The sequence below is a fragment of the Peijinzhouia sedimentorum genome (genome assembly GCF_049340005.1).
Taxonomy (GTDB): Bacteria; Bacteroidota; Bacteroidia; order Cytophagales; family Cyclobacteriaceae; genus CAXBDP01.
This window is the reverse complement of the sequence record NZ_JBMPIY010000001.1, coordinates 451909-474836: the sequence shown is the minus strand read 5'-3', so window position 1 is coordinate 474836 and position 22928 is coordinate 451909. Positions and strand designations below refer to the sequence as shown.

General features: G+C 35.7%; 14 protein-coding genes. 10 read left to right on the top strand and 4 right to left on the bottom strand.

All coding sequences use genetic code 11. From position 1 onward, the window contains the following. Positions 1-87 precede the first annotated feature (87 nt). From ACOXY8_RS02125 to ACOXY8_RS02100, 6 genes are all read left to right on the top strand, one after another. Complete coding sequence (locus ACOXY8_RS02125; RefSeq protein ID WP_458329913.1) at positions 88-525, top strand: GbsR/MarR family transcriptional regulator; 438 nt, start codon at positions 88-90, stop codon at positions 523-525. 66 nt (positions 526-591) lie between these two features. Further along, entirely contained in the window at positions 592-1944 is a 1353-nt protein-coding gene (locus tag ACOXY8_RS02120) for a TolC family protein (protein ID WP_458329912.1), read from the top strand. A gap of 11 nt (positions 1945-1955) precedes the next feature. Next, a complete protein-coding gene (locus tag ACOXY8_RS02115; RefSeq protein ID WP_458329911.1) occupies positions 1956-3008 on the top strand; it encodes an efflux RND transporter periplasmic adaptor subunit in 1053 nt (350 codons plus the stop codon). A 34-nt stretch (positions 3009-3042) separates the two neighbouring features. After that, positions 3043-6216 (top strand): efflux RND transporter permease subunit, encoded by a 3174-nt coding sequence (locus ACOXY8_RS02110; RefSeq protein WP_458329910.1) that lies wholly within the window; start codon positions 3043-3045, stop codon positions 6214-6216. A gap of 264 nt (positions 6217-6480) precedes the next feature. Then, a complete protein-coding gene (locus ACOXY8_RS02105) occupies positions 6481-6786 on the top strand; it encodes a hypothetical protein (RefSeq protein WP_458329909.1) in 306 nt (101 codons plus the stop codon). Positions 6787-6890: 104 nt separating this feature from the next. Further along, a complete protein-coding gene (locus tag ACOXY8_RS02100) occupies positions 6891-8300 on the top strand; it encodes a sigma-54-dependent transcriptional regulator (RefSeq protein ID WP_458329908.1) in 1410 nt (469 codons plus the stop codon). Here the strand turns inward: ACOXY8_RS02100 and ACOXY8_RS02095 are convergent. The 4 genes from ACOXY8_RS02095 to ACOXY8_RS02080 all read right to left on the bottom strand — a co-directional run bounded on the left by ACOXY8_RS02095 (position 8275) and on the right by ACOXY8_RS02080 (position 16310). After that, positions 8275-10863: an ATP-binding protein gene (locus ACOXY8_RS02095; protein ID WP_458329907.1), complete on the bottom strand. Its 2589-nt coding sequence runs from the start codon at positions 10861-10863 to the stop codon at positions 8275-8277. The genes ACOXY8_RS02100 and ACOXY8_RS02095 overlap by 26 nt on opposite strands. 232 nt (positions 10864-11095) lie before the next feature. Then, positions 11096-14314: a VPS10 domain-containing protein gene (locus ACOXY8_RS02090; protein ID WP_458329906.1), complete on the bottom strand. Its 3219-nt coding sequence runs from the start codon at positions 14312-14314 to the stop codon at positions 11096-11098. 208 nt (positions 14315-14522) lie between these two features. After that, positions 14523-15200, bottom strand: coding sequence for a hypothetical protein (locus ACOXY8_RS02085; protein WP_458329905.1), 678 nt, complete (start codon positions 15198-15200; stop codon positions 14523-14525). 585 nt (positions 15201-15785) lie between these two features. After that, complete coding sequence (locus tag ACOXY8_RS02080; RefSeq protein WP_458329904.1) at positions 15786-16310, bottom strand: hypothetical protein; 525 nt, start codon at positions 16308-16310, stop codon at positions 15786-15788. A 56-nt stretch (positions 16311-16366) separates the two neighbouring features. On the opposite strand from ACOXY8_RS02080, the gene smc reads away from it, so the two are divergent. The 4 genes from smc to ACOXY8_RS02060 all read left to right on the top strand — a co-directional run bounded on the left by smc (position 16367) and on the right by ACOXY8_RS02060 (position 22795). Beyond that, a complete protein-coding gene (smc, locus tag ACOXY8_RS02075; protein ID WP_458329903.1) occupies positions 16367-19885 on the top strand; it encodes a chromosome segregation protein SMC in 3519 nt (1172 codons plus the stop codon). Between the two features lie 11 nt (positions 19886-19896). Beyond that, on the top strand, positions 19897-20478 hold the full coding sequence (locus tag ACOXY8_RS02070; protein ID WP_458329902.1) for an LOG family protein: 582 nt from the start codon (positions 19897-19899) through the stop codon (positions 20476-20478). Positions 20479-20520: 42 nt separating this feature from the next. Further along, positions 20521-21339, top strand: a complete 819-nt coding sequence (locus tag ACOXY8_RS02065) for a carboxypeptidase-like regulatory domain-containing protein (protein WP_458329901.1) — start codon at positions 20521-20523, stop codon at positions 21337-21339. A 169-nt stretch (positions 21340-21508) separates the two neighbouring features. Further along, positions 21509-22795: a citrate synthase gene (locus ACOXY8_RS02060; RefSeq protein ID WP_458329900.1), complete on the top strand. Its 1287-nt coding sequence runs from the start codon at positions 21509-21511 to the stop codon at positions 22793-22795. The last annotated feature ends 133 nt before the right edge of the window (positions 22796-22928 follow it).

Here is a 22928-nt window from a genome sequence, read left to right as displayed (position 1 = left end):
AAAATTTTGAACTAAACGAACCTTTTGATAACTTTGCCGTTGAAATGATCAGAATATATACAAATTATGTTAAGTGAGACTCAAAAAGTGTTAATAGAAAAAATTGGTGTATTCCATGAGATGTCTGGTGTACAACCTGCTGCAGCGAGGATAATGGGGTTGTTGTACGTGTCAGATAATATAGAACTTACTTTTGAGCAAATTACAGAAGCTTTAATGATCAGTAAGAGTGCAACGAGTAATGGCATAAATTTTTTATTGAATTTGGGTCATATTGAGTATACAACCTACTTGGGTGATAGGAAAAGGTATTTTAGATTGAAAATATCAAATTGGCGTGAAAGTTTTACAAAAAAAATTGAAAGCATGACCAATTTTAATAAAGTATTGGAAGATGTGCTTGAAGTACGAACAAAAGAGACGGTGGCATTTAATAAAAGCTTAAGCGAGTTTATCGACTTTTTAGACTTCATAAATAAGGAATTGCCAGCGCAACTTCAAAAATGGGAGAAGTCAAGGGAATAATTTTTTTATCATTTTGGTTCTTTAAATTCAGAACTATTTCATAACAACGTAACTAATAGAACAACATTGAAAAAATCAATTTCAGTTTTAGTCATGCTATTTTTTATAGCAGGAGCATCATTTGCTCAAAGTGATGGTGAGGTAATTAAGTTTACTCTAAAGGATGCGGTAAGGTATGCCCTTATTAATAATGAGGCTATTGTAAAAGCACAGCTTGATGAAAGGGGTGCAGAATATAAGATACAGGAATCTATAGGTTCGGGTCTGCCGCAACTAAGTGCAAATGGTCAATTAAATTCATTTCCAGAACGAGCCACACAGCTTTTACCTGGAGAGTTGGCCGGGCAACCTGGGGAGATGATACCTGTACAGTTTGGCACAAAATATAGTGCAACTGGTGGTATTGAGTTACAGCAACTTCTCTTTAGTAAATCATTCTTTGTAGGTCTTGAGGCTGCCAATACAACAAAGGATTTGTATCGTTTGAGAACACAAATGAGTGAAGAAGAAGTGATTTATAATGTAAGTTCTTCTTTTTTACAGCTTTTGCAAACAAAGCAGCAATTTCAATCAGTTGAAGCAAATTACGCCAGGCTAGAGCAATTAGAGCAGATTCTATTGCTTCAGTATGAAAATGATATAGCCACAAAGGTTCAAGTAAATAGAGTAATTGTAAATAAAACTAATCTTGAGAATCAGAGGAAGGCACTTAATGCCACTTATCAACAACAATTAAATGGCCTAAAATATTTCATGAATATGCCAATGGGTCATGAGTTAAATATAGATGGCAATACTGAAGTGTTGGACATTAGCCTTCAACCAAATACTGATATTGATCAAGTGATGACTAGCCTTGTCGATTATAAATTACTGACAACCCAAAAGAGTCTTTATAGCCTAAATATGGAAAATATAAAGGCTGGGTACTATCCTAGACTATCAGCTTTTGCACAAGGGAATTTGAATGCTCAGAGAAATGAATTTAATTTTTTCAGTGGTGATGAATCCTGGTTTAAAGCTATCACTGTTGGTCTGCAACTTAATATACCAATTTTTGATGGGTTTCAACGGAAGAACCAAATTAGGCAGGCAAAAATTGAAGTAGATAAAGTAGATCAGGATCTCAGACAACTTAAAAGGGCTACTGACATGAATATAAGAAATGCTATAGAGCAGATAAACACAAGTTTAACATCAATTGAGTCTCAAAAGCTAAATGTAGAATTAGCAAAAGAAGTTTATAACAACACAAATGAACTCTATAAGGAAGGGTTGGCTCCTCTCACTGATTTGTTAGATGTAGAGGTAAGCTTGCGTGAAGCAGAGACAAATTTGAATAATGAAAGACTTAGGTATCAGCTTTCACAACTGACATATATACAAGCAAAAGGAGACTTAAAGTTACTTACACAATAAAAACGCTAAAAATGAAAAAAATAGTTTATATCCTTCTTACACTTACAATAGCTTTTGTAGTGGTTTACACTTTAAATAAAAACAAGAATGAAATGGTAGCGGAGGCTGCTATTGCAGATATTAAAAGTGATGCTATTTCTGTACAATTAACAAATCCAGTAATGGGCAAAATTGATAGGTCTTTTGCAGCTCAAGGCAACTTTGCTCCTGTTCAATCTCTTGCCTTACTTTCCGAAACGCAAGGACAAATTCTAAAAGTACTCAAGCGCAAAGGTGATCGAGTTAGGAGAGGAGATGTACTTATACAAGTAGAGGCAAACACCTTACAGGCAGAGTTTCAGATGGCAGAGGCTAACTATGAGAAAGCAAAACGCGACTTGGGTCGATTTGAAAACCTTGCTCAAGGGGAAGCTATTACCAAAAGACAATTAGAAGAAGCTCGTTTGGCACTTACTACAGCCGCATCGCAACTAACACTCGCCAAGCAGCGCCTTGCTAAGGCAACCATTTATGCTCCGATTGATGGAGAAATTGATGAAATGCATATTGAAATAGGCTCATATTTGGGGATAGCAACAAAGTTATATGATATCGTTAATGTTGATCGACTTAAGTTATTAGTAAAGGTAAATGCGAGTGAAGTTGTGTTGATCGAAAAAGGTGATACCGTAACTATTAATGCAGATGTAATTAATCATAACAAAATGAAAGGCACAATCACATCAATTGCAGCACAGGCCGATCCATCCTTTAAATATGAAGTTGAGTTAGAATTTAAAAATCCGACAGGTCAAGGGATTAGAGCTGGTATGTATGGTACAGCTAATTTTGATATAGAAGAAAAGCTCGATGTGATGTTGGTGCCCAGAGAAGCCATTGTTGGAAGTCTCCAAAATCCTACTGTGTATGTGGTAAAAGATAGTATTTCAGAGCTGGTGTCAATTAAAATTGGAAGGGTAATGCAGAATCAAGTAGAGGTACTAGATGGGTTGGAGTTAGGCCAGCAAATAGTACAAAGTGGTCAGATTAATTTACGTAATGGGAGCAAAGTCATTGCATTATAAAAGTGGGAAAGAACAATTTTAGACGAAATTAAACATGAACATAACAAAATTGTCTATACAAAGACCCACTATTGTAGTGGTGATTTTCACAGTATTAACTTTATTAGGTGTTGGTAGTTATTTATCATTGAACTACGAATTGTTGCCTAAATTTAGTCCACCTGTATTGACCATTACCACCATATATCCAGGTGCTTCGCCATATGAAGTTGAAAACTCAATTACAAAAGAAATAGAAGACGCGATATCATCTCTTGAAAATGTGGAATCAATCAAGAGCGTATCACAAGAAAGCTTTTCAATTATAACGATACAATTACGACAAGGCAGCAATGTAGATTTAAGTTTACAAGATGCTCAGCGTAAAGTAAACGCTATTCTATCACAATTGCCTGAAGACGCAGATCCGCCTACATTAGGTAAATTCGATTTCGATGATTTGCCTATAATGAAAATGGGGGCAACAGCAAATATTCCAGCTACCGAGTTTTATGATTTGATTGACAATCAAATCAAACCATTATTCTCGAGAGTTCAAGGTGTTGCACAAGTCAAAGTGTTAGGAGGTCAAGAGCGAGAGGTGAAAGTGAATATTGATGCAAACAAATTGGAGGCCTATGGAATATCTATTTTTCAAGTGCAGCAGCGGATTATTAATTCAAATTTAGATTTTCCGACAGGGCAAATTAAAGATATTAATGGCCAAACTCAAATCAGATTGTCAGGAAAATATCAGTCTTTGAATGAGTTACGTGACCTTGTGATACAAGAAGATCCTAAAGGGATTATTCGACTTAGTGATTTAGCAGAAGTGCAGGATTCTCAAAAGGAGATAAAAGTATTGAATCGTATAAATTCTGAAGCATCAGTTGGTATAACTATTCAAAAGCAATCAGATGCAAACGCAGTTGAGGTTAGTGGACAAACTAAGGTTACAATTGCTGAATTAGAAAAAACTTATGCTAACATTGGGTTAAAATTTAATATAGCGAATGATTCTTCTGACTTTACTCTAGAAGCAGCAGATTCCGTACTACATGATTTGATAATAGCAATTATTTTGGTTGCGATAGTGATGCTCCTATTTCTACATAGTTTTAGGAATGCTATTATCGTAATGGTCTCAATTCCAGCTTCATTAGTTGCTACATTCATTGCAATATATCTATTTGGCTTTTCTCTCAATCTAATGTCACTAATGGCTCTATCACTTGTTGTTGGGATATTGGTTGATGACGCTATTGTTGTAATTGAGAATATTCACCGACACATGGAAATGGGTAAAAAGGCTGCACAGGCCGCCTATGATGGGATAAGGGAAATAGGAAGTACTGTTGTGTCTATTACTCTTGTGATTGTCGTCGTATTTGTTCCACTTTCACTTTCGTCAGGTTTAGTGTCAGATATTTTGAGGCAGTTTGCTGTAGTAGTAGCTGTGGCAACATTAATAAGTTTATTTGTAGCATTTACATTAATCCCTTTACTAGCAAGTAGATTTTCAAGATTAGAGCACGTTTCTAACACTAATATTTTTGGACGGTTTATCTTGGGCTTTGAAAGATTATTAGATCGAGTAATAGATACTTTCACAAGTGTATTGCAATGGGCATTTGGCCACAAGTTTATAGTGATAACACTTGCGTTATTTGCATTTATTGGATCAGTAATGCTAATACCAGCGGGCTATATAGGGAGTGAGTTTATTGGTTCTGGAGATCGTGGAGAAGTTAATTTCCAATTGGAATTGCCAAAAAATGCGACTGTGGAGCAAACCAATTTAGCCACAGCAAAAGTTGAGGAGTATTTGAAAAACTACCCTGAAATAACAAAGATATTTACCACTATTGGTGCAACTTCAAACTCCCAAGAAGGTCAAAATACTGCCTATGAAGCAGAGGTATTCGTAGCTTTAGTAAATGTTGAAGAACGCGACTTTAGCACGCAGAAGTTTAGTCGTATTGTTAAGGCTGAATTGGAAAGCGAAATTCCTGGTGTTAAAATAACTCCAGTTCCAGTTGGGATGGTTGGTACAAGTCAAGCACCCATTCAAATTGTGTTGTCAGGAGCAAACTTAGAGGGTCTACTTGATTTCTCTGAAAAAGTGGTCGAAGAAGTTATGTTGGTAAAAGGCACTACAGATATAGAGACATCAGTTGAGGGAGGAAATCCTGAAATTGAAGTGCAAATAGATAGGGCTAAGATGGCAAACTTAGGCTTGACGCTCGAAAGTGTTGGAATTGGAATGCAAATCGCCTTTAGTGGTAATACGGATGCAGAATTCCGTGATGGAATTAATAACTATGATATCAATATTCGCTTAGATGAATTTGATCGAAAAAATGTATCTGATATTGCAAATTTGTCATTTGTAAACTCATTTGGAGAACTAATTCGTCTAGGACAATTTGGTGTAATCAATCAATCTACTGGCCCATCAAAACTTGAGCGGACCGATCGAATGACTTCGCTTAATGTAAATTCATTTGTTGTTGGGAGACCTTCAGGATCAGTTGGTGCAGAGATTCAAGAGAGATTAGGCAATATTGAAATTCCAGAAGGAATCAGCATTTCCTACGAAGGAGATTTGAAAAATCAATCTGAGGGATTTGGTACTTTAGGATTAGCATTGCTTGCTTCAATCATATTTATGTATTTGATAATGGTTGCCCTTTATGACAGTTATGTATATCCTTTTGTTGTATTATTTTCTATTCCTTTAGCCATCATTGGAGCTTTATTAGCTTTAGCACTTGCCGCCGAAACATTGAGTATTTTTTCAATTCTAGGGATAATTATGATGATTGGTCTAGTAGCTAAAAATGCAATATTGGTAGTAGACTTTACAAATAAAATGAAAGAGGAAGGGATGCCAGTAAAAGAAGCACTAATAGAAGCAATCAGAATACGGTTTAGACCTATATTGATGACAACACTTGCAATGGTAATTGGAATGTTGCCTATCGCACTCGCAGGAGGAGCCGTTGCTGCATCTAAAAATGGTTTGGCATGGGCATTAATTGGTGGATTAACTAGCTCAATGTTTCTAACACTTATTGTTGTACCAATTATATACTATTTGTTCGATAGAGTATTGGCTAAATTTGGATGGGATAAGTCCACGAAAATTGAATTGGAAGAAAAGACTATGGAACAGCTAGAGCATGAAACGGCACAGTTAGAAGAGAAGAAGTTGCATCACTTAGTTTAATTTTCTATTGCCATTAATTTAAGTGTATTAATTATATGCTGGAAATGCGGGAGGGATAAATGCATCCTCCCGCATTTTTTTATCGACAAACTGTTGTGAAATCCTACACTTTGTTTTACTTACAAACAATAAAATTTTAGTCTTAAATGAATAAATTATATTTAAAATGCTGATAATCAGGTGATAATGTTAGCTGATGATTTTTGGAATGTCGTATGTATATACTACGACAAATCAATTTATTAAAACTTAAATTTTATTATCATGAAAAAGTTAGCAGTAACATTACTATTAGCATTATTTGTAACAGCATCATTTGCAGCTACTTTTACAGCTGCATTTCAAGAAAAAACAAAAATTGAAATGGATGCAGTTCCAGAGGTAGTGAAAGATGCTTTTGTTGAAAAATACGATGCTGAAGCAGTAAATGTAATCTATTCTGTGCCAACAGATGAAGGTCTAAATTATGAATTTGTAGTTACTATTGAAGAGATAAAGTGGGCCATTGTATTTGATTCTGCTGGGACCGAAATAAGTAAGACCAAAGTAGAAGATGAAATGATGGAGTAATCAATAATAGCTTTAGCTAAAAAGTGAAAAGAGGCTGTCTCAATTATGAGGCAGCCTCTTTCGTTTATAAGAGAATTGAATGATTGTCTTAAATTTGTTGAAATATGAAAAGAGTATTGGTAATAGATGATGATCCGGCTTTCAATAAAATGCTTTCGCATTTTTTGGAGCGAAATAATTTTCAAGTAGTATCGGCACATTCTGCAAATACGGCATTGCTTGAAATAGAACAGGAGTCATTTGATTTAGTGCTAACAGATTTTCGTTTGCCTGGCATGGATGGGTTGGAGCTGATCAAAACTATTAAGTTCAAAAAACCTGAACTTCCTGTAATTCTTATTACTAATTATGCAGATGTTCGGACGGCTGTTAATTCCATAAAATTTGGGGCATTTGAATTTGTAAGTAAGCCATTAATTCCTGACGAATTTTTGGTGATTGTTAATAAGGCTCTGAATAAACAGTCTGCGACAAGGGTTGAATCTAAACAGGAACCTAAAAAGAGTAAACAAATACAATATATAGTTGGCACTACTGAAGAAGCAAAAAAGTTATGGGAGTATGTAGAATTAGTAGCTCCTACGCGGATGAGTGTGCTTATACTTGGCGAAAGCGGTACGGGTAAAGAATATGTTGCGAGGGCATTGCACGAGAAAAGCAAAAGAGCTTCTCAGAGATTTATTGCTTTAGATTGCGGTGTCTTATCCAAGGAATTGGCAGCTAGTGAGCTATTTGGGCATGTAAAAGGGGCATTTACTGGTGCAACGATAGACAAAAAGGGACTTTTTGAATTAGCTAATGGAGGCACGTTATTTTTAGATGAAGTGGGTAACCTGCCAATTGATGTGCAAATTCAGTTACTTCGAACTATTCAGGAAAAGGTTGTAAGAAGAGTAGGAAGCGAGAAGGATATAAAAGTAGATGTGAGATTAATTGCAGCAACTAATGAAAATATTGCTTCTGCTATAAATGAAGGTAATTTTAGAAATGATCTCTTGCATCGGATAAACGAATTTGAATTAAATGTCCCAGCTTTACGAAACAGGGGTGCTGATTTGAATAAGTTTATTTCCTTTTTTATAAATGAGGCATCTGAGGAATTAGATAAAATTGTAAACAATATAGACAGTACGGCACTCAGTACTTTAGAAAGCTATTCTTGGCCTGGAAACTTAAGAGAATTAAAGAACATTATCAAACGAGCAGTGCTTTTAAGTCAAGGAGATACAATTACTATTGACCATTTACCAAAAGGATTAATTTCACCAGATAAAAGCCAGAGTAATCCGATAGAGGTAGACAAAAATCAAAATGAACAATCAAATGAATCAAGGTCTAATAGTAATTCATCTGAAATTACAGATTTGAAGTATATGCAGGAATTGAACGAAAAGGAGTTGATTATTAGGATATTAAAAGAAAATAAATACAATAAATCAAAAGCAGCAAAGCAACTTAATATAGATAGAACTACGCTTTATCAAAAAATTAAGAAGTTCGATATTGACGCTTAAACATTTTGAGCTGATCAAGAATTGCCATTAAATGCGGGAGGATTTCTTGGGCTTTGCTGACTACCTTTTGTGCATTACCAAGTTTGTTCATCAGTTCAATTGTTTCTAAGTCTTCACTAATATTTACCAAACTAAGATTATCATAGGTTGTCTTCATTTGATGGCAGCAAAAAACAATTTGTTCATAATCATTTGATTGTATAGCTAATTTTAGCTTCGCTAATTGCTTCTCGTTGTTATTTATTAGTTCTTCTAGCAAATTCAAAAATACTAACTCATCATTAACAGCAAAGTCGTTAATGGTACTAAAGTCAAAACCAAAGTTATTATTGAGTTTTTGATTATTGGTTCCATTGCTATTTTTTGGCATTGCCGGGTTATACTTTTCAGGGTCAGAGTTAAAATACAGGTTAAGGATATTATCAATATCAATTAACTGGAATGGTTTACTACATACTTGATCAAACCCTTCTGTTTTTAGTTTTGTTAGATCACTTTTTGTTTTATGAGCTGTAATTGCCACAATAGGCACTTGAATGTTTATTTTTTTTGCAAAATTTAGGAATTCATATCCATCCATTACTGGCATGTTAATATCTGTAAATATGATATCAGTACTATTATTCTCTTGAGTTAACCAATCAATTGCTTCTTGCCCATTATTAAAAATATGTAAGCTATTAACTTTATCATCAATTAACTCTTTGAATAATAGTGCATTCCACTCGTTATCTTCAATAAGTAGTATCGATACACTTTGAAAATATTTCTTTTCTGAGCTATTGAGTTCAATCTCTTTTGTGGGAGCTTTAATATATGGAAAGGATAAATGAATATAAAAGTCAGTTCCTTTTCCTTCTTCGCTTTCAACTGTAATGGTACCTCCCATCATTTCTACAAATCCTTTAGCAATTGAAAGCCCTAAGCCCGTGCCTCCAAAATTTTGATGTATAGATGAGTTTTCTTGCTCAAATAGGTTGAATATTTTATTTATGTTTTCATCTGAAATACCCATTCCAGAATCTGATACTATGATTGAAAGTTTACATCTGTCAGTCAAAAAAACTGTGCTTACCTTTAGCTTAATATATCCCTGGTTCGTAAATTTTACAGCATTGTGTAAAAGATTATTTAAGACTTGTTTCAATCTTAAATGATCTCCAATAATATAGTATTGATCTAATTCATCAGGGAAATTGCAAGCAAAATCTATGTCCTTTTCTAATACTGAATATGAAAAAACATTTCTCAACTCTTCAAGTAATTGATTAAAATTAAAAGGTTTGTTGACGAGTTCAATTTTGCCACTTTCAATTTTACTATTATCTAAAATACTATCGAGCAAATCCTTTAAATACAGATTGGATTTACTGATTGCATCTAGATAACTTTTTTGTTTTTCATCTAATGAAGTATAGTTTAGCAAAGAAGAAAACCCAATTACGTTATGTAAAGGAGTCCTGATCTCATGACTCATATTTGCTAGAAACTGTTCTTTTATTTTAGCTAGCTTTTCAGCTTTTTCTTTTTGCTGTATAAGTTGCCTTCGAAGTTGACTGGATTTATTGAAATCCAATAGGATAAAGAATGCTAATGCTCCACTAAGTAGCAGGCCAACAATTCCAGTAATTAAAATGGTGAAATTAGAAGTTTCAGCATCTGATTTTGCCTGCAACTTGCTCAAATCAGTAGTACTTTCTTCTTGTTGCTTAATTAAGTTTATAATGCTCTTAATATTTTCTAAAAATATTTCATCATTCTTCAGAAATGCTAGTTCTGTCTTTTTAAGGTCATCCCTAAAATTTGCTTCAGCATCCATGACTCTGTTAAGAATTCCTTTTACAGCAAGTAGGGTTGTATCTGGGAAATAGTCTCTTATTATACTAGTGTCAATTAAAACATCATAAGTATATTCAAGTTCTTGATCATTTTTCGTATTATAAACTTTACGAACAAAGCCACCTAGGCCTTTATAATTATCAGGAAAAGATAGATTTGGAAGAGTATCATTTTTAACGGGAGTTCCTGTTATAATATCACTTCGCATAAGTTCCCTCTCAATGAATGCAGTATCATTAAGCTGGTCAGCTATTTGACTTAGAATCTCATTTGAGAATAATCTAGACTGCTGTTGCCTTTTTATTTGAAGATAATCCTCTAAAGATGCCCGTTTATCGTTAAATAGGGTTTTAAGTGAGTCAATCCTTTTTTTCTGAATACTATCATTGCCAATTAAGTATGTTAATGAATTAATATTTTCTAGAGCTTCTTGAACACTTTTATTAAAGTCATTCCAAGATGAGCTATCATTTGTTAGGATATAACTTTGAATTTGATTGTCAGCCTCTGCTATATCTTGGAATATTTCATTTATTAAGTTTAGTTTATTATTGGGCTGACTCAAATTATCGAGTGAGTTTGATAGGTTTTGGAAGTTGGCATAATTAAGAAAGAAAACAATGAAGATTGTAGAGAAAGAAACTAATAGGATTGCCCAAATTTTGAAAGTAACTCTTTTAGACTCTTCAATTTTGTGGTTTATATTTTCATCTTGCTCCAACATTATATCACATGTTGTTATGATTTAAATAAACTTCAGTTAAAAAAATAACTCTAACAAATGTTTTGTAAAAGGGTATTAAAGTCTTTTATTTTATATACAAGAGCTATACTTTAGTCATTATTATATGTATTCAAAGCAAAAGAATGCTTTTAGTTAAGTTATACGGTTTGAAACAAAAAAAGCTTCAGGAATGACCCTGAAGCTTTTTTTTAAACATTGTAATAAGTTTTTCCTAGTCAATTTTGAATGTTGGTACATCTGAGAATAAGCTAAAATCTATACTTTCTACTTTTTCTCGATATGCTTTCCAATCATTAGCAAAGAACTCATTCGCCACTTCCAAAGCTTCAGCTAAAGCTTCTTTAGCTTGTTCTAATAATCTTTGTTCAGTTGCTCCTGGGGCGCTGTAACTTGAGCCTGCATAGCTTCTAGGAGTAAATAATCTCCCCATAGTTGTTGGGAATAGATTTCTTACGATACCTTGTCCTTCACTTCTAGGACCACTAAATGCTTCATTTACCTTATCAAGTTTTTTCTGAATATCATTCGATGCTTTCATGAGCTCCTTAGCAGCTTCATCGTCATTACCTCTTGCATAAGCCAATACTTTTTCAATAGTAGTTCTAGCTTTTCCTAATTCTTGCATTGCTTTTCCAGCTGTTTCACCTACAGCTTCAACTTCTTTAGCAAAATTATCTTTGGCAATAAGATCACTCATATTGACTGAAATGCGTGGATCTGTTGCTATTTTAATAGATGTTTCAGAGGTTTGATCACCGTAAGTATATACAATTTTGTATTCACCAGGAAGTGCAGGTCCACCACTTGGTTCATAGAACCTTCTGGAAGCAGCTCCACCTCCTCCACCGAATCCTCTACCAAATCCACCTTGTACCGTTGAAGTGCTTTTACGATCTAAACCCCAGTACATTCTATTTAATCCTTGCTCAGGTTTTGATTTCAATGTTCTGATTTGTTCTCCTGAAGAATTAAAGATAGATACAGTTACGGAGTCATATTTAACACCATCCTTTGGTTCTTTTGGTGTATTCACAAAGAACGATAACCAACCATCAAAGCTCTGTCTATTTTCGCCTTCATATAGTGCATCAGCACCAAAACGTTCGCCATGAGGCTGAATTAGCTCTACTTGGTATGCGTCAGGAGATTTTACTGCAACAATTGCTGAGTTTTTCAATGCAGATCCTTGTTTTGCATATTCTCTTAGTGGTCTGATATCATCCAATACATAGATAGATCTACCGAATGTACCAATTACCAAATCAGCTTCTCTTTCTTGAATTACCATATCATAAGTAGATACAGCTTCAGGATAGCCGTGAGTCCATTTGTTCCAAGTTTTAGCATTATCAAAACTTACATACAAGCCAAATTCAGTTCCTAGGAATACTAAATTTGGTTCAGTTGGATCTTGAACAATTGAAAGAGCATAACCCCAAACTTTGCTATCATCAACTATTCTCTCCCAAGTTTGACCGTAATCTTTACTTCTGTAAGCGTAGGCTGTGAAATCATTTCTTCTGTAATTGTTAGCGATTACCCAAACTTCGCCAGCATTGTAGCGAGAGGCTTGGATTTGTGGAATCCAGCTGCCTGCTGGTAAACCTGGCATTTTTGAAACTGTATTAGTCCAAGTTTCACCACCATCGCGAGTTACTTGTACATTGCCATCATCGGTACCAACCCAAATTACATTTTCATCTACTGGGCTAGGTGCAATAGCTAGTATTGTGGTATTATTTTCTGCACCTGTAATATCAAAAGTCAAACCTCCAGTTTCACTCTGTCTTTGCAGATCAGGGTTGTTTGTCGTTAAGTCTGGAGAAATAATTTCCCAAGTATCACCTCTATCCGAACTCTTGTGTAGGAATTGGCTACCATAGTAAATTCCAGCTGGATTGTGAGGGTTTTGAGCCATTGCAGCATTCCAGTTGAATCTCAAGAATACATCTTTATCTGGGTGAGTAGGACGAATAGTGCGTGTATGGCCAGTTTCGATATCGAATCTTGCAACATTACCACCTTGCGACATCGCATAGCCATATCTCGGATTAGTTTGATCGACCATAGCATCAAAGCCATCACCGAACATTACTTCTTGCCAGTATGTGTTACGGATACCGCCTCTTTTCCATACGTAAGCAGGGCCTACCCAAGAGCCGTTATCTTGCAAACCACCATAGATATTATATGGCATTTGATTATCTACATTGATATGGTACCATTGACCTACAGGAATGCCTTCAGCAAAATACCAAGATTTACCACCATCTCTAGTAATGTTAAATCCACCATCATTTCCATTGTACATCAAATTAGGATCATTAGGGTTGATATACCATGCGTGGTGATCAGGGTGAACGCCAGAGTATGGAAGTAATTGCTGGAATGATTTACCTCCATCAATACTTACACCTACTCTAGAATAAAGAGTGTATAATTGATTCGCATTTTGAGGGTTTGCATGAATTTCAAAGTAATAAAAAGGTCTATCACCAATATCACCTTTGTCATTTACCATTTCAAATTTATTGCCGCCATCTTCAGATACATAAAGAGCATTTTTGGAAGATTCGATAAGCGCATAAACTTTATTGCTGTTTGCTGCTGAAATAGCCAAACCCATACGTCCAAGATCACCTTTAGGTAACCCATTTTCTTCTGCATTTAATTTTTTCCAGTTGTCACCTCCGTCATGGGTTACATACAAACCAGAGCTTGGTCCACCAGACTTAAAGAAATCAGGTGTTCTAAGGTGTTCCCACATATTGACAAAGATTTTATTTGGGTTATTAGGATCCATTATCATTTCACCAACACCTGTTTTTTCATCAACATAAAGGATTTTTTCCCAGGTTTTTCCACCATCTTCAGTTCTATAAACGCCACGTTCTTCTTGAGTGCCCCATGGAGAACCAATTGCACCTACATAAACCACGTCAGGATTGTCTGGATGTATAATGATTCTGTGGACATTTCTAGTAGCCTCAAGACCCATAAGTTCCCACGTTGCACCAGCATCTAAACTTCTGTAAACACCATAACCACCACTTAAGGAGTTTCTAGGGTTTCCTTCACCTGTTCCTACCCAAATGATGCTTGGGTTTTTTTGATAAATATCTAAAGCTCCAATGGAATGCACTTTTTCTTTATCAAAAATTGGCTTCCAAGTAACTCCACCGCTTGTAGATTTCCAAATACCTCCAGATGCAGCACCTGCATAAATGATGTTTGGGTTGTCATCTACAGCATCGATTGCTGTAATACGGCCACTCATACCTGCAGGCCCAATGGCCCTAGTTTTCATGGCTTTAAACATATCCATATCAACCTGTTGCGCAAAAGAAGGAACAGCGCAAAGTGCCATGAATAATGTTGTAAATACTCCAGCTCGGATTATCCTAGCTAGATAATGGTAATTGTTACTCATAATTTAAGGTTTATATGATTAGATCGATTATTTGTAATAAATAAACCAATATTTTCCCAAACCATTTTGGAAAAAGGTTAAGAGCGATAATAATCGTACATAAGCGGAGAATATTTTGAAGAAATAAGCTTAATCGGAGTTAAAAAATCTTCCAATTAAGCATATAATAAATTGTCAAAGTGAGCTTGTAATTCCTACAATGTAATGTTTAGTCTATCTCTATGCTAACACCAACCTGAAACATCAGCATATCTGTAGTTGAGCTTCTTGGATTGATTTCCAATATTTCTGTATCAGGATTCCAGTTTGTATCATATTTCGTTAAATAATCTGTTTTTTGACCTGTGAAATAATTAGCTCTCAAGTCGATACTAACAATTGTCTCTGGTATTGGAAAAGCTAATCCACCACCAATTCCATAAATAAATGCTCCAGAATTATGTAATGTTGCTGCATCCAATACCTCCTCAAACATCCTAGTACGAATAGTTTCACGAGTATAAAAGAAATTATACCCTCCCGCAGCTTCTACATAGGGTTGTACAAAAATTGGTAAATCTGGCTGTAAGCGTATAAAAAGTCGATTACTAATAAGGTTATTATTTGTGCGAACTCTCATTGTTTGACCGGAATTATCTACATATGAAGATTTGTCTAATTGGCTCCCATACAGGCTATAATTAAATGCTGCACCTACGAGAATTGGGCTGTCTTTTAGCCTGTAGGCTCCTTCAAAATTAAACCCATAAAAATCGACAGAATTTGATTCATGCTTGAAATCACCCGTAGAATAAGTAGGTGAAAAATGAAAGCCAACTTGCCATTGAGCATTGGCTGAAAAGGCTATAACACAAGAAAATAGGAGGGACAGTAGAAGCTTTGCCATAACATAAAATTTTATATTATTTACGCATCACTTGAATGTGTAGTTACTTGATTTATCTAATTAATTATGGTATTTGTAAATTATAGTTTGTGGAATAAAAGTCAAATGATTAATTGTAAATGTCTCAGTGTTTTTTGCATGAAATTTTTAATTGTATTAATTATTTAAAGATGAGAAATCATAATCAGTCTTCCAATAGATTAAGAGAGAAACTGGTGAAATCATTTGATCAATTTAACCAGTGGTTCAGACAATTCCGATAAAAATGTGGTACTCTTTTAGTGGAGCTGTAGGAATTAGTAGCTACGATGTAGATTAGTCTTTTCAAAATTTTTCATATGCTGACACTGTTATGAGATGTTTTGCGTCGTTGAAGCTAGCGGGAGGTCATGTTTCTCCAAAATGCTGATACGTGTCACCAACTATTATTTCATAGCATTTATGTTATTAAGAGATCGCTTTTATGGAACTGAGAAATCTGCGAAATCAGGTAATCTGCACAATTTATGATTAAGATAATAAGAAAGGAGAAATGCCACTATCAATTGCATCCAAAATCGAACGCACAAATCGAATTGTGAAATTTTAAAAATATTTTGGTCTTATGATTTCTGATAGGATTACAGCATCTCTTGCACCTTCCGGTGATCGGAGCATTTCCTTAATTTTGGAGGATGAACCTTTTTGGTCTTCTTCTAAGTCAATTACTTCCAAAATTCTCTTTCTCTCAATTTCTTCTTCAATTTGAACACGGTCGTTCAGTCTGGAGTATTTCTCTTGAGAAATATCTACTTCACTGAAATCTGCATATTTGGATTCTTCCCTATCCCCATAAACAGTCTCATATACATCATCTTCAATTTCTTCTACTGTGGAATTAAGTTCTTCTTCAACCTCCCGCTTTTCTTCCGTCTCACCAGAAATTTGGCGTAATAATTCTTCAAAAGTTAAAGGCTTTTCGCTAGGAGTATTAACTTCGGGACTATCTTCGGTGGGTCTTGAAGGCTGTCTACGGTTAGGTTGTGATTTTTTCTTTTTTGAACCTAAACCCGAAACCAAAAAATACAGCAGAGCCAATAAAATTGGCAGAAAATCTTTCAAACTTTCCATATAGATCAAATTTATGAATTAAATTTAATTTTGTGCTTATTAATTAGATATTCGATATGTTATTAACTCGTCTGGAGATAAAAGGATTTAAAAGCTTCGGAGACCGCATTATTATCAACTTTGATGAGGGCGTAACGGGCATTGTGGGCCCAAATGGTTGTGGCAAATCAAATGTCGTAGATGCTATCCGATGGGTGCTGGGCGAGCAAAAAACTCGTATGCTACGTAGCGATAAAATGGAAAATGTCATTTTTAATGGCACTAAAAACCGCAAACCAACCCAATTGGCAGAGGTTTCATTGACATTTTCTAATACCAAAAATCTTCTGCCAACCGAGTACACTAGCGTTACCGTAACACGTCGATACTATCGATCTGGTGAGAGTGAATATCAGCTCAATGGTGTTACATGCAGGCTAAAGGATATCACTGACCTATTTATGGATACTGGAATTTCATCTAACAGCTACAGCATTATCGAGCTGAAAATGGTAGATGATATTTTGAATGACAAGGATAATTCACGCCGCCAATTATTTGAAGAAGCCGCAGGTATCTCGAAGTTCAAAAAGCGCAAAAAGGATACATTAAAAAGGCTAGAGGATACCGAAGGTGATCTGAATCGGGTAGAGGATTTGCTTTTTGAGATCAACAAAAACATGAAATCTCTAGAGCGGCAAGCCAAGCAAACAGAAAAGTATTATGAGTTAAAATCTGGTTACAAGCAATTCAGTATAAGCTTAGGCTTGAAGCAAAGTGAGGATTTCAGAAATAGCGAGAAGAAATTATTACAGCAATTAACAACCGAAGAAAACAGCAGAGCTTCATTTACTGCCGAAATAGCCCAAGCTGAAGCGATTGTGGAAAAGAGCAAAGCAGAACTAATCCAGTTTGAAAAATTACTTGCTTCTCGTCAAAAAACATTGAATGAGCATGTAAACAAAATTAGGCAGCAGGAAAGCGACAAAAAGATCAAGAATGAAAGATTGAAATACCTGAGTGAGCGCGCTAAGGATTTGCAATCTCAGATCGAAAAGGATAAGGAAAGTAAGGAAAGGGCTGATTTTTCATTGAAAGGCTTGAGAGGTGAATATGGTTCGCTGCAAAAAATGTATGACGAGGTAGAATCGCAGCTTTTGATATTCAAGACAGCTTTGGATGATCAAAAAATCAAAACGGATGAACTGCAAAGTGAAGTGAATAAGATAAGAGCCGACTACAAGAAATTGCAGGAGGATTCATACCAACATTCCAAATCACTTGAAATCAAGGAGATTCAATTGAATAGCTTGAAACTAGAGCTTGATAAAACTGCCATTGGTAGTCAAGAGAAATACTCTCAATTGGAGTCATTCGATCAGAAAATTGAGGAATTGCAAAAAGCTCAAAAGAAAGAAGCAGAATTGCTGGAATTCTTGAAGCGGGAGGAAGCAGAAATACTGGAGAGGAGAGAGGAATCTGAACAGTTACTAGAGCAAAGCAAAGAGAACCTACAAAAGCTTAAAAGACAGCTGGATGCCAAAGAGAATGAGTATAAGCTTACAAAATCGCTTGTTGAAAATCTAGAAGGATTTCCAGAAGCTATCAAATACTTAAAGAAAAATGTGCGTTGGGGAAAGGATACGCCTTTGCTATCGGATATAATCACCTGCGACGAAAAGTATAGAGTAGCGATAGAAAATTACCTTGAGCACTACATGAATTACTTTGTGGTGGAGAAGGAGAGTAATGCCTTTGAAGCGGTAAATGTGTTGGGCGATTCGAATAGAGGAAAAGCAAATTTCTTTATACTAAGTAAAATAGGAGAGGACTTGCCGGCTCAAGTAAAAATACCAGCGGGAGGAATACGCGCTATCGATATAGTGGAGTACGATACTAAGTTCAACGATTTGGTTCAATTGCTATTAGGGAATGTATTCCTGTTCGAAGCCGATCATTTAACAGAGCCTGAGGATGGCACTGTGTTTTTGAATATTAACGGTAGACTTGCTCGCAAAAAAATCAGTATTTCAGGAGGTTCGGTTGGTTTATTCGAAGGTAAAAAAATCGGTAGAGCTAAGAATCTCGAGAAATTGAGCAAGGATATTAAGTCTTTGAATGCGCAAATCGAGAAGTTGGAGGATATTACGCTGCATCAGCAGGAACGAGTACTTAAGCTCAAGCAGCAAAGCAAAAAGACTGAGATTGATGCCACACAGCAAAATTACTCCAGAGTTGCTCAGGAATTATCTGCTGTGACGAGTAGAAAAGATCAATTGCAGCAATTCATTAATTCGGAAGCCACACGTAAGGAGGATATCCAAGATTCGATCACCGATTTGCAAGAAGACCTAACGACATTAAGACCAGAAGCTGAACAAGCTAGAGCACAATTGGCATTGCTCGAAAAGGAATTAAGTGAAAAGACCCAGGATTTACAAAAGCAAAATGAATTGCTCAATGTAAAATCGGCAGGTTATAATCAGCAGAATATACTTTTTCATCAGCAAAAGAATAAGTTAGAAAGCACCTCCCGCGAAATTGAGTACAAAGAACAAAGCTTAGCAACCGCATCCGAAAGAATTTTGAAAAATCAGGATGAATTGAAAAATGCTGAGATTGATATTAAAAAATTGCTAGAACAATCAGAGGAGTTCGATGATAGTCTTTTGAATCTATATGATGAAAAGGAAACTATTGAAAAAGGTGTGAATGAAGCTGAGCGAGATTACTATCGATTGCGAGGCGAAATTGATACGCAGGAGAAGAATGTTCGTGAGATTCAGAAGAAAAAGGAAAATGGCGAGTCTTTGATTTTTGAATTAAAGGGAGCGCTGAATGAAGTGAAGTTGCAGATTCAATCATTGATGGATCGAATTTCTGTTGAATTTGAAGTGAATCTAAAGTCCATCGAGGAAGGGGAAAAAGATGATTTGAGTATTGCTGAACTTGAGCAAAATATTCGAAAAATTAAGGATCAGATGGACAGACTTGGGCCTATAAACCCAATGGCTATGGAAGCTTATAATGAAATAAAGGAACGCTTTGATTTCATTACAGCGCAAAAGCTAGATTTGGTGCAAGCAAAGGAATCGCTATTGAGCACAATTGATGAAATAAACACTGTTGCAAAAGAGAATTTTATGGAAGCCTTCGATAAGATTCAAAAGAATTTCGTCACTGTATTTCGTTCATTATTCACCAATGAAGATGATTGTAGTCTTATTTTATCAGACCCTGACAATCCTCTTGAGTCTTCTATTGAGATCACTGCCAAGCCGAAAGGAAAGAGACCATTATCCATTAATCAGCTTTCGGGTGGAGAAAAGACCTTGACAGCTACATCATTGCTATTTGCAATTTATCTGCTGAAGCCGGCACCTTTCTGTATTTTTGATGAAGTGGATGCGCCACTTGATGATGCCAATATTGACAAATTCAATAATATCATCCGTACCTTTAGCAAAGATTCACAATTCATCATAGTAACCCACAATAAGCGAACAATGGCTAGCACGGATATAATCTATGGAATCACCATGATAGAGCAGGGTGTATCGCGAGTAGTGCCAGTTGATTTGCGGGAGGCTGTTTAAACGAAGATAAAATGGAGATAAAGAGTGTTTGTATTTATTGTGCTTCGAGCAGCAATATCAATAAGAAATATTTCGAAGCAGCTAACCGTTTGGCCGAGATATTAGTTGAGAACAATATTCAAGTGATATTTGGAGGTGGAGCTGTTGGATTGATGGGTTCGGTGGCAGATACGGTTTTAAGACTTGATGGAGAAATAATTGGCATTATGCCCAACTTTATGAAGGAAATTGAGCTTCAACATAAGGGTGTCAAAAATTATATGTTTGTTGGTGGAATGCACGAAAGGAAAAAGAAGTTTCTTGAACATTCGGATGCTTTAATAACCTTGCCGGGCGGTTGTGGTACATTTGAGGAATTGATGGAAGCAATTACTTTGAAAAGACTAGGCATTATTAATAAGCCAATAATAATTCTTAATACTAATAATTATTACGAGCCATTGGTTGAAATGCTTAATAAATCAATTCAGGAAGGATTTTTGAAGGAAGATCACAATAACTTGTGGAGTGTGGTAGATTTGCCCGAAGAAGTATTGCCAGCTATAAAAAACGCCCCAGAATGGGATTTGACTCGAGCAATGGGTAATATTTAAACTTTTCTAATCCTTGCTTCATCTATATCGTAAAAAATACTGATGTTTTTAAAACTCTCTAGAATTATAGTCTTTTTTATCCTCCCGCTTTTGATGGCAAGTACTGCTATAGCTCAAGAGCGAGTAGAGTTCAAGGGAGTAGTTTACCGCTCGGACAATAATGAAAGACTTCCATTTGCAAATGTTATTTCTGTAAAACAAAGGACTGGTGTCCCCACTGATGAATTGGGAAAATTCAGAATTCTAGTTGCAATTGGTGACACCATCAGGTTTACTCATATAGGTTTTGACGATGCAACCATTCTTGTAAATGAAGAATCATTGGCAATGCGAGAAAATTTGCTGGTAAAAATTTCCCCAAGAGTCTATGAGCTTTCTCAAATCACAGTGAGGAATTTGCGTGATATGCCAGGATTCATTCAGCGGGAGGAAGATCGTAAGCAGCTAGCTATTATCGGTTTGCCGAATAGACCACCACTTGTGAGAGATCCATTGAACTATTACAAATCAAGTATTGGCTTTGGAACTAGTGGCGGAGGTTTAGGTGGAGGTGTGGCTCTTACAGGATTGCTTACTGCATTGTTTAGCAATTTCGACAATCATTATAAGCAACTGAAAAAGCTGGAGATATTAAAAGCGCAAGAGAGGCAGCAAAAGGCTGTACAAAAACTGTATGACGATAAATATAGCGAAGAAATTGTAGCGCCTATTGTAAAATTGGAGGGAGCAGAATTATCTGAATTTATGGAACGATACAAGCCACATCCTGTTTTCCTTACAATGGCGAATGATTACGACCTCACCGAATACCTTCTAGAAAAACTTGAGAGTTATAAAAGACTAAAAAGAGGTCAGAGATAACAAATTGATCTTAATCTAAGTTTACCCAATTGGTGAGTGATAAATATGGGTAATTATTTAAGCTAATTTTTATCAATTTTTCCTATCCGAATTAGGTTTTATTTCCATCCAAATTTATGTAATTTCGCCAGCGATTAAAGAAAAGATATAAAAATCAAAAGCAATAAAGATGTCAAAAACTGCAACAATTTCTTACGAAGGTCAAAATATTGAACTTCCTGTTATTGAAGGTTCAGAAAAGGAACAAGCCATAGATATTGGTAAATTAAGAGGTGAAAGTGGTCTTATCACGATTGATCCAGGATTCAAAAATACCGGATCAACCAAAAGTGCGATCACTTTCTTAGATGGTGAGCAAGGAATTTTAAGATACAGAGGTTACGATATCGAAGCTTTAGCTGATAAATCTACTTTTTTAGAAGTAACATATCTATTAATCTACGGTGAATTGCCAACCCAAGAGCAATTCGATAAATTCAAAAACGATGTTACAACGCACACCTTAGTGCATGAAGATATCAAGAAGATACTAGAAGGATTTCCTTCCACTTCACACCCAATGGGCGTTCTTTCTTCCTTAGTTTGTTCATTGACGGCTTTCTACCCAGGCTCATTAGCGAGCAATAGAACCGAAGAAGATACAAACCTAAGCATTATCAGATTATTGGCTAAAATGCCAACTTTTGCGGCTTGGTCTTATAAAAACAGAGTAGGGCATCCAGTAAATTACCCAGACAATAGCCTAGACTATTGCTCTAATTTCTTGAAAATGATGTTCTCGTTGCCAGCGGAGAAATATGAAATTGATCCTGTTGTAGCTAGTGCTCTTGACAAACTTTTAATTCTTCATGCTGATCACGAGCAAAACTGTTCAACATCAACAGTTCGTTTGGTAGGTTCTTCTCAAGCTAGCATTTATGCTTCTATTTCTTCTGGAATCAATGCGCTATGGGGTCCATTGCATGGTGGTGCTAACCAAGCAGTAATTGAAATGCTTGAAGCAATTAAAGCTGATGGTGGTGATACGAAAAGATATATAGAGAAAGCAAAAGATAAAAATGATCCATTCCGTTTGATGGGCTTTGGGCACAGAGTATATAAAAACTTTGATCCAAGAGCAAAAATCATCAAAAAAGCAGCGGATGATGTATTAGCAAAATTAGGAGTAAATGATCCAATTTTGGAAATAGCCAAAGGCCTTGAAGAAGCGGCTTTAAACGATGAATATTTCGTAGAAAGAAAACTTTATCCAAATGTGGATTTCTATTCGGGTATCATATACCGTGCGATGGGAATTCCAACAGATATGTTCACGGTGATGTTTGCTCTTGGTCGTCTGCCAGGTTGGATTGCCCAGTGGAAAGAGATGAGAGAAAATGGTGAGCCAATCGGCCGTCCTAGACAGATATATACTGGCGCTACTCAAAGAGAATATGTTGGAATGAGCAATAGATAATCTAAGAAAGCTAGAAGTAAAAAAAAAGACCTCTTCGGAGGTCTTTTTTTTGCCTTAAATCCACTTAAAAGCGATATATAAATTGCATTTTTTTTATTTATAAAATATTTTCATGTGTTCATTTACGCCTTTC

Bases quoted from the DNA above. Each gene is read 5' to 3' on its own strand.
- smc (WP_458329903.1), top strand. From the start codon at position 16,367: ATGTTATTAACTCGTCTGGAGATAAAAGGATTTAAAAGCTTCGGAGAC.
- ACOXY8_RS02090 (WP_458329906.1), bottom strand. From the start codon at position 14,314: ATGAGTAACAATTACCATTATCTAGCTAGGATAATCCGAGCTGGAGTA.
- ACOXY8_RS02110 (WP_458329910.1), top strand. From the start codon at position 3,043: ATGAACATAACAAAATTGTCTATACAAAGACCCACTATTGTAGTGGTG.
- ACOXY8_RS02115 (WP_458329911.1), top strand. From the start codon at position 1,956: ATGAAAAAAATAGTTTATATCCTTCTTACACTTACAATAGCTTTTGTA.
- ACOXY8_RS02105 (WP_458329909.1), top strand. From the start codon at position 6,481: ATGAAAAAGTTAGCAGTAACATTACTATTAGCATTATTTGTAACAGCA.
- ACOXY8_RS02060 (WP_458329900.1), top strand. From the start codon at position 21,509: ATGTCAAAAACTGCAACAATTTCTTACGAAGGTCAAAATATTGAACTT.
- ACOXY8_RS02085 (WP_458329905.1), bottom strand. From the start codon at position 15,200: ATGGCAAAGCTTCTACTGTCCCTCCTATTTTCTTGTGTTATAGCCTTT.
- ACOXY8_RS02070 (WP_458329902.1), top strand. From the start codon at position 19,897: ATGGAGATAAAGAGTGTTTGTATTTATTGTGCTTCGAGCAGCAATATC.
- ACOXY8_RS02065 (WP_458329901.1), top strand. From the start codon at position 20,521: ATGTTTTTAAAACTCTCTAGAATTATAGTCTTTTTTATCCTCCCGCTT.
- ACOXY8_RS02080 (WP_458329904.1), bottom strand. From the start codon at position 16,310: ATGGAAAGTTTGAAAGATTTTCTGCCAATTTTATTGGCTCTGCTGTAT.
- ACOXY8_RS02100 (WP_458329908.1), top strand. From the start codon at position 6,891: ATGAAAAGAGTATTGGTAATAGATGATGATCCGGCTTTCAATAAAATG.
- ACOXY8_RS02095 (WP_458329907.1), bottom strand. From the start codon at position 10,863: ATGTTGGAGCAAGATGAAAATATAAACCACAAAATTGAAGAGTCTAAA.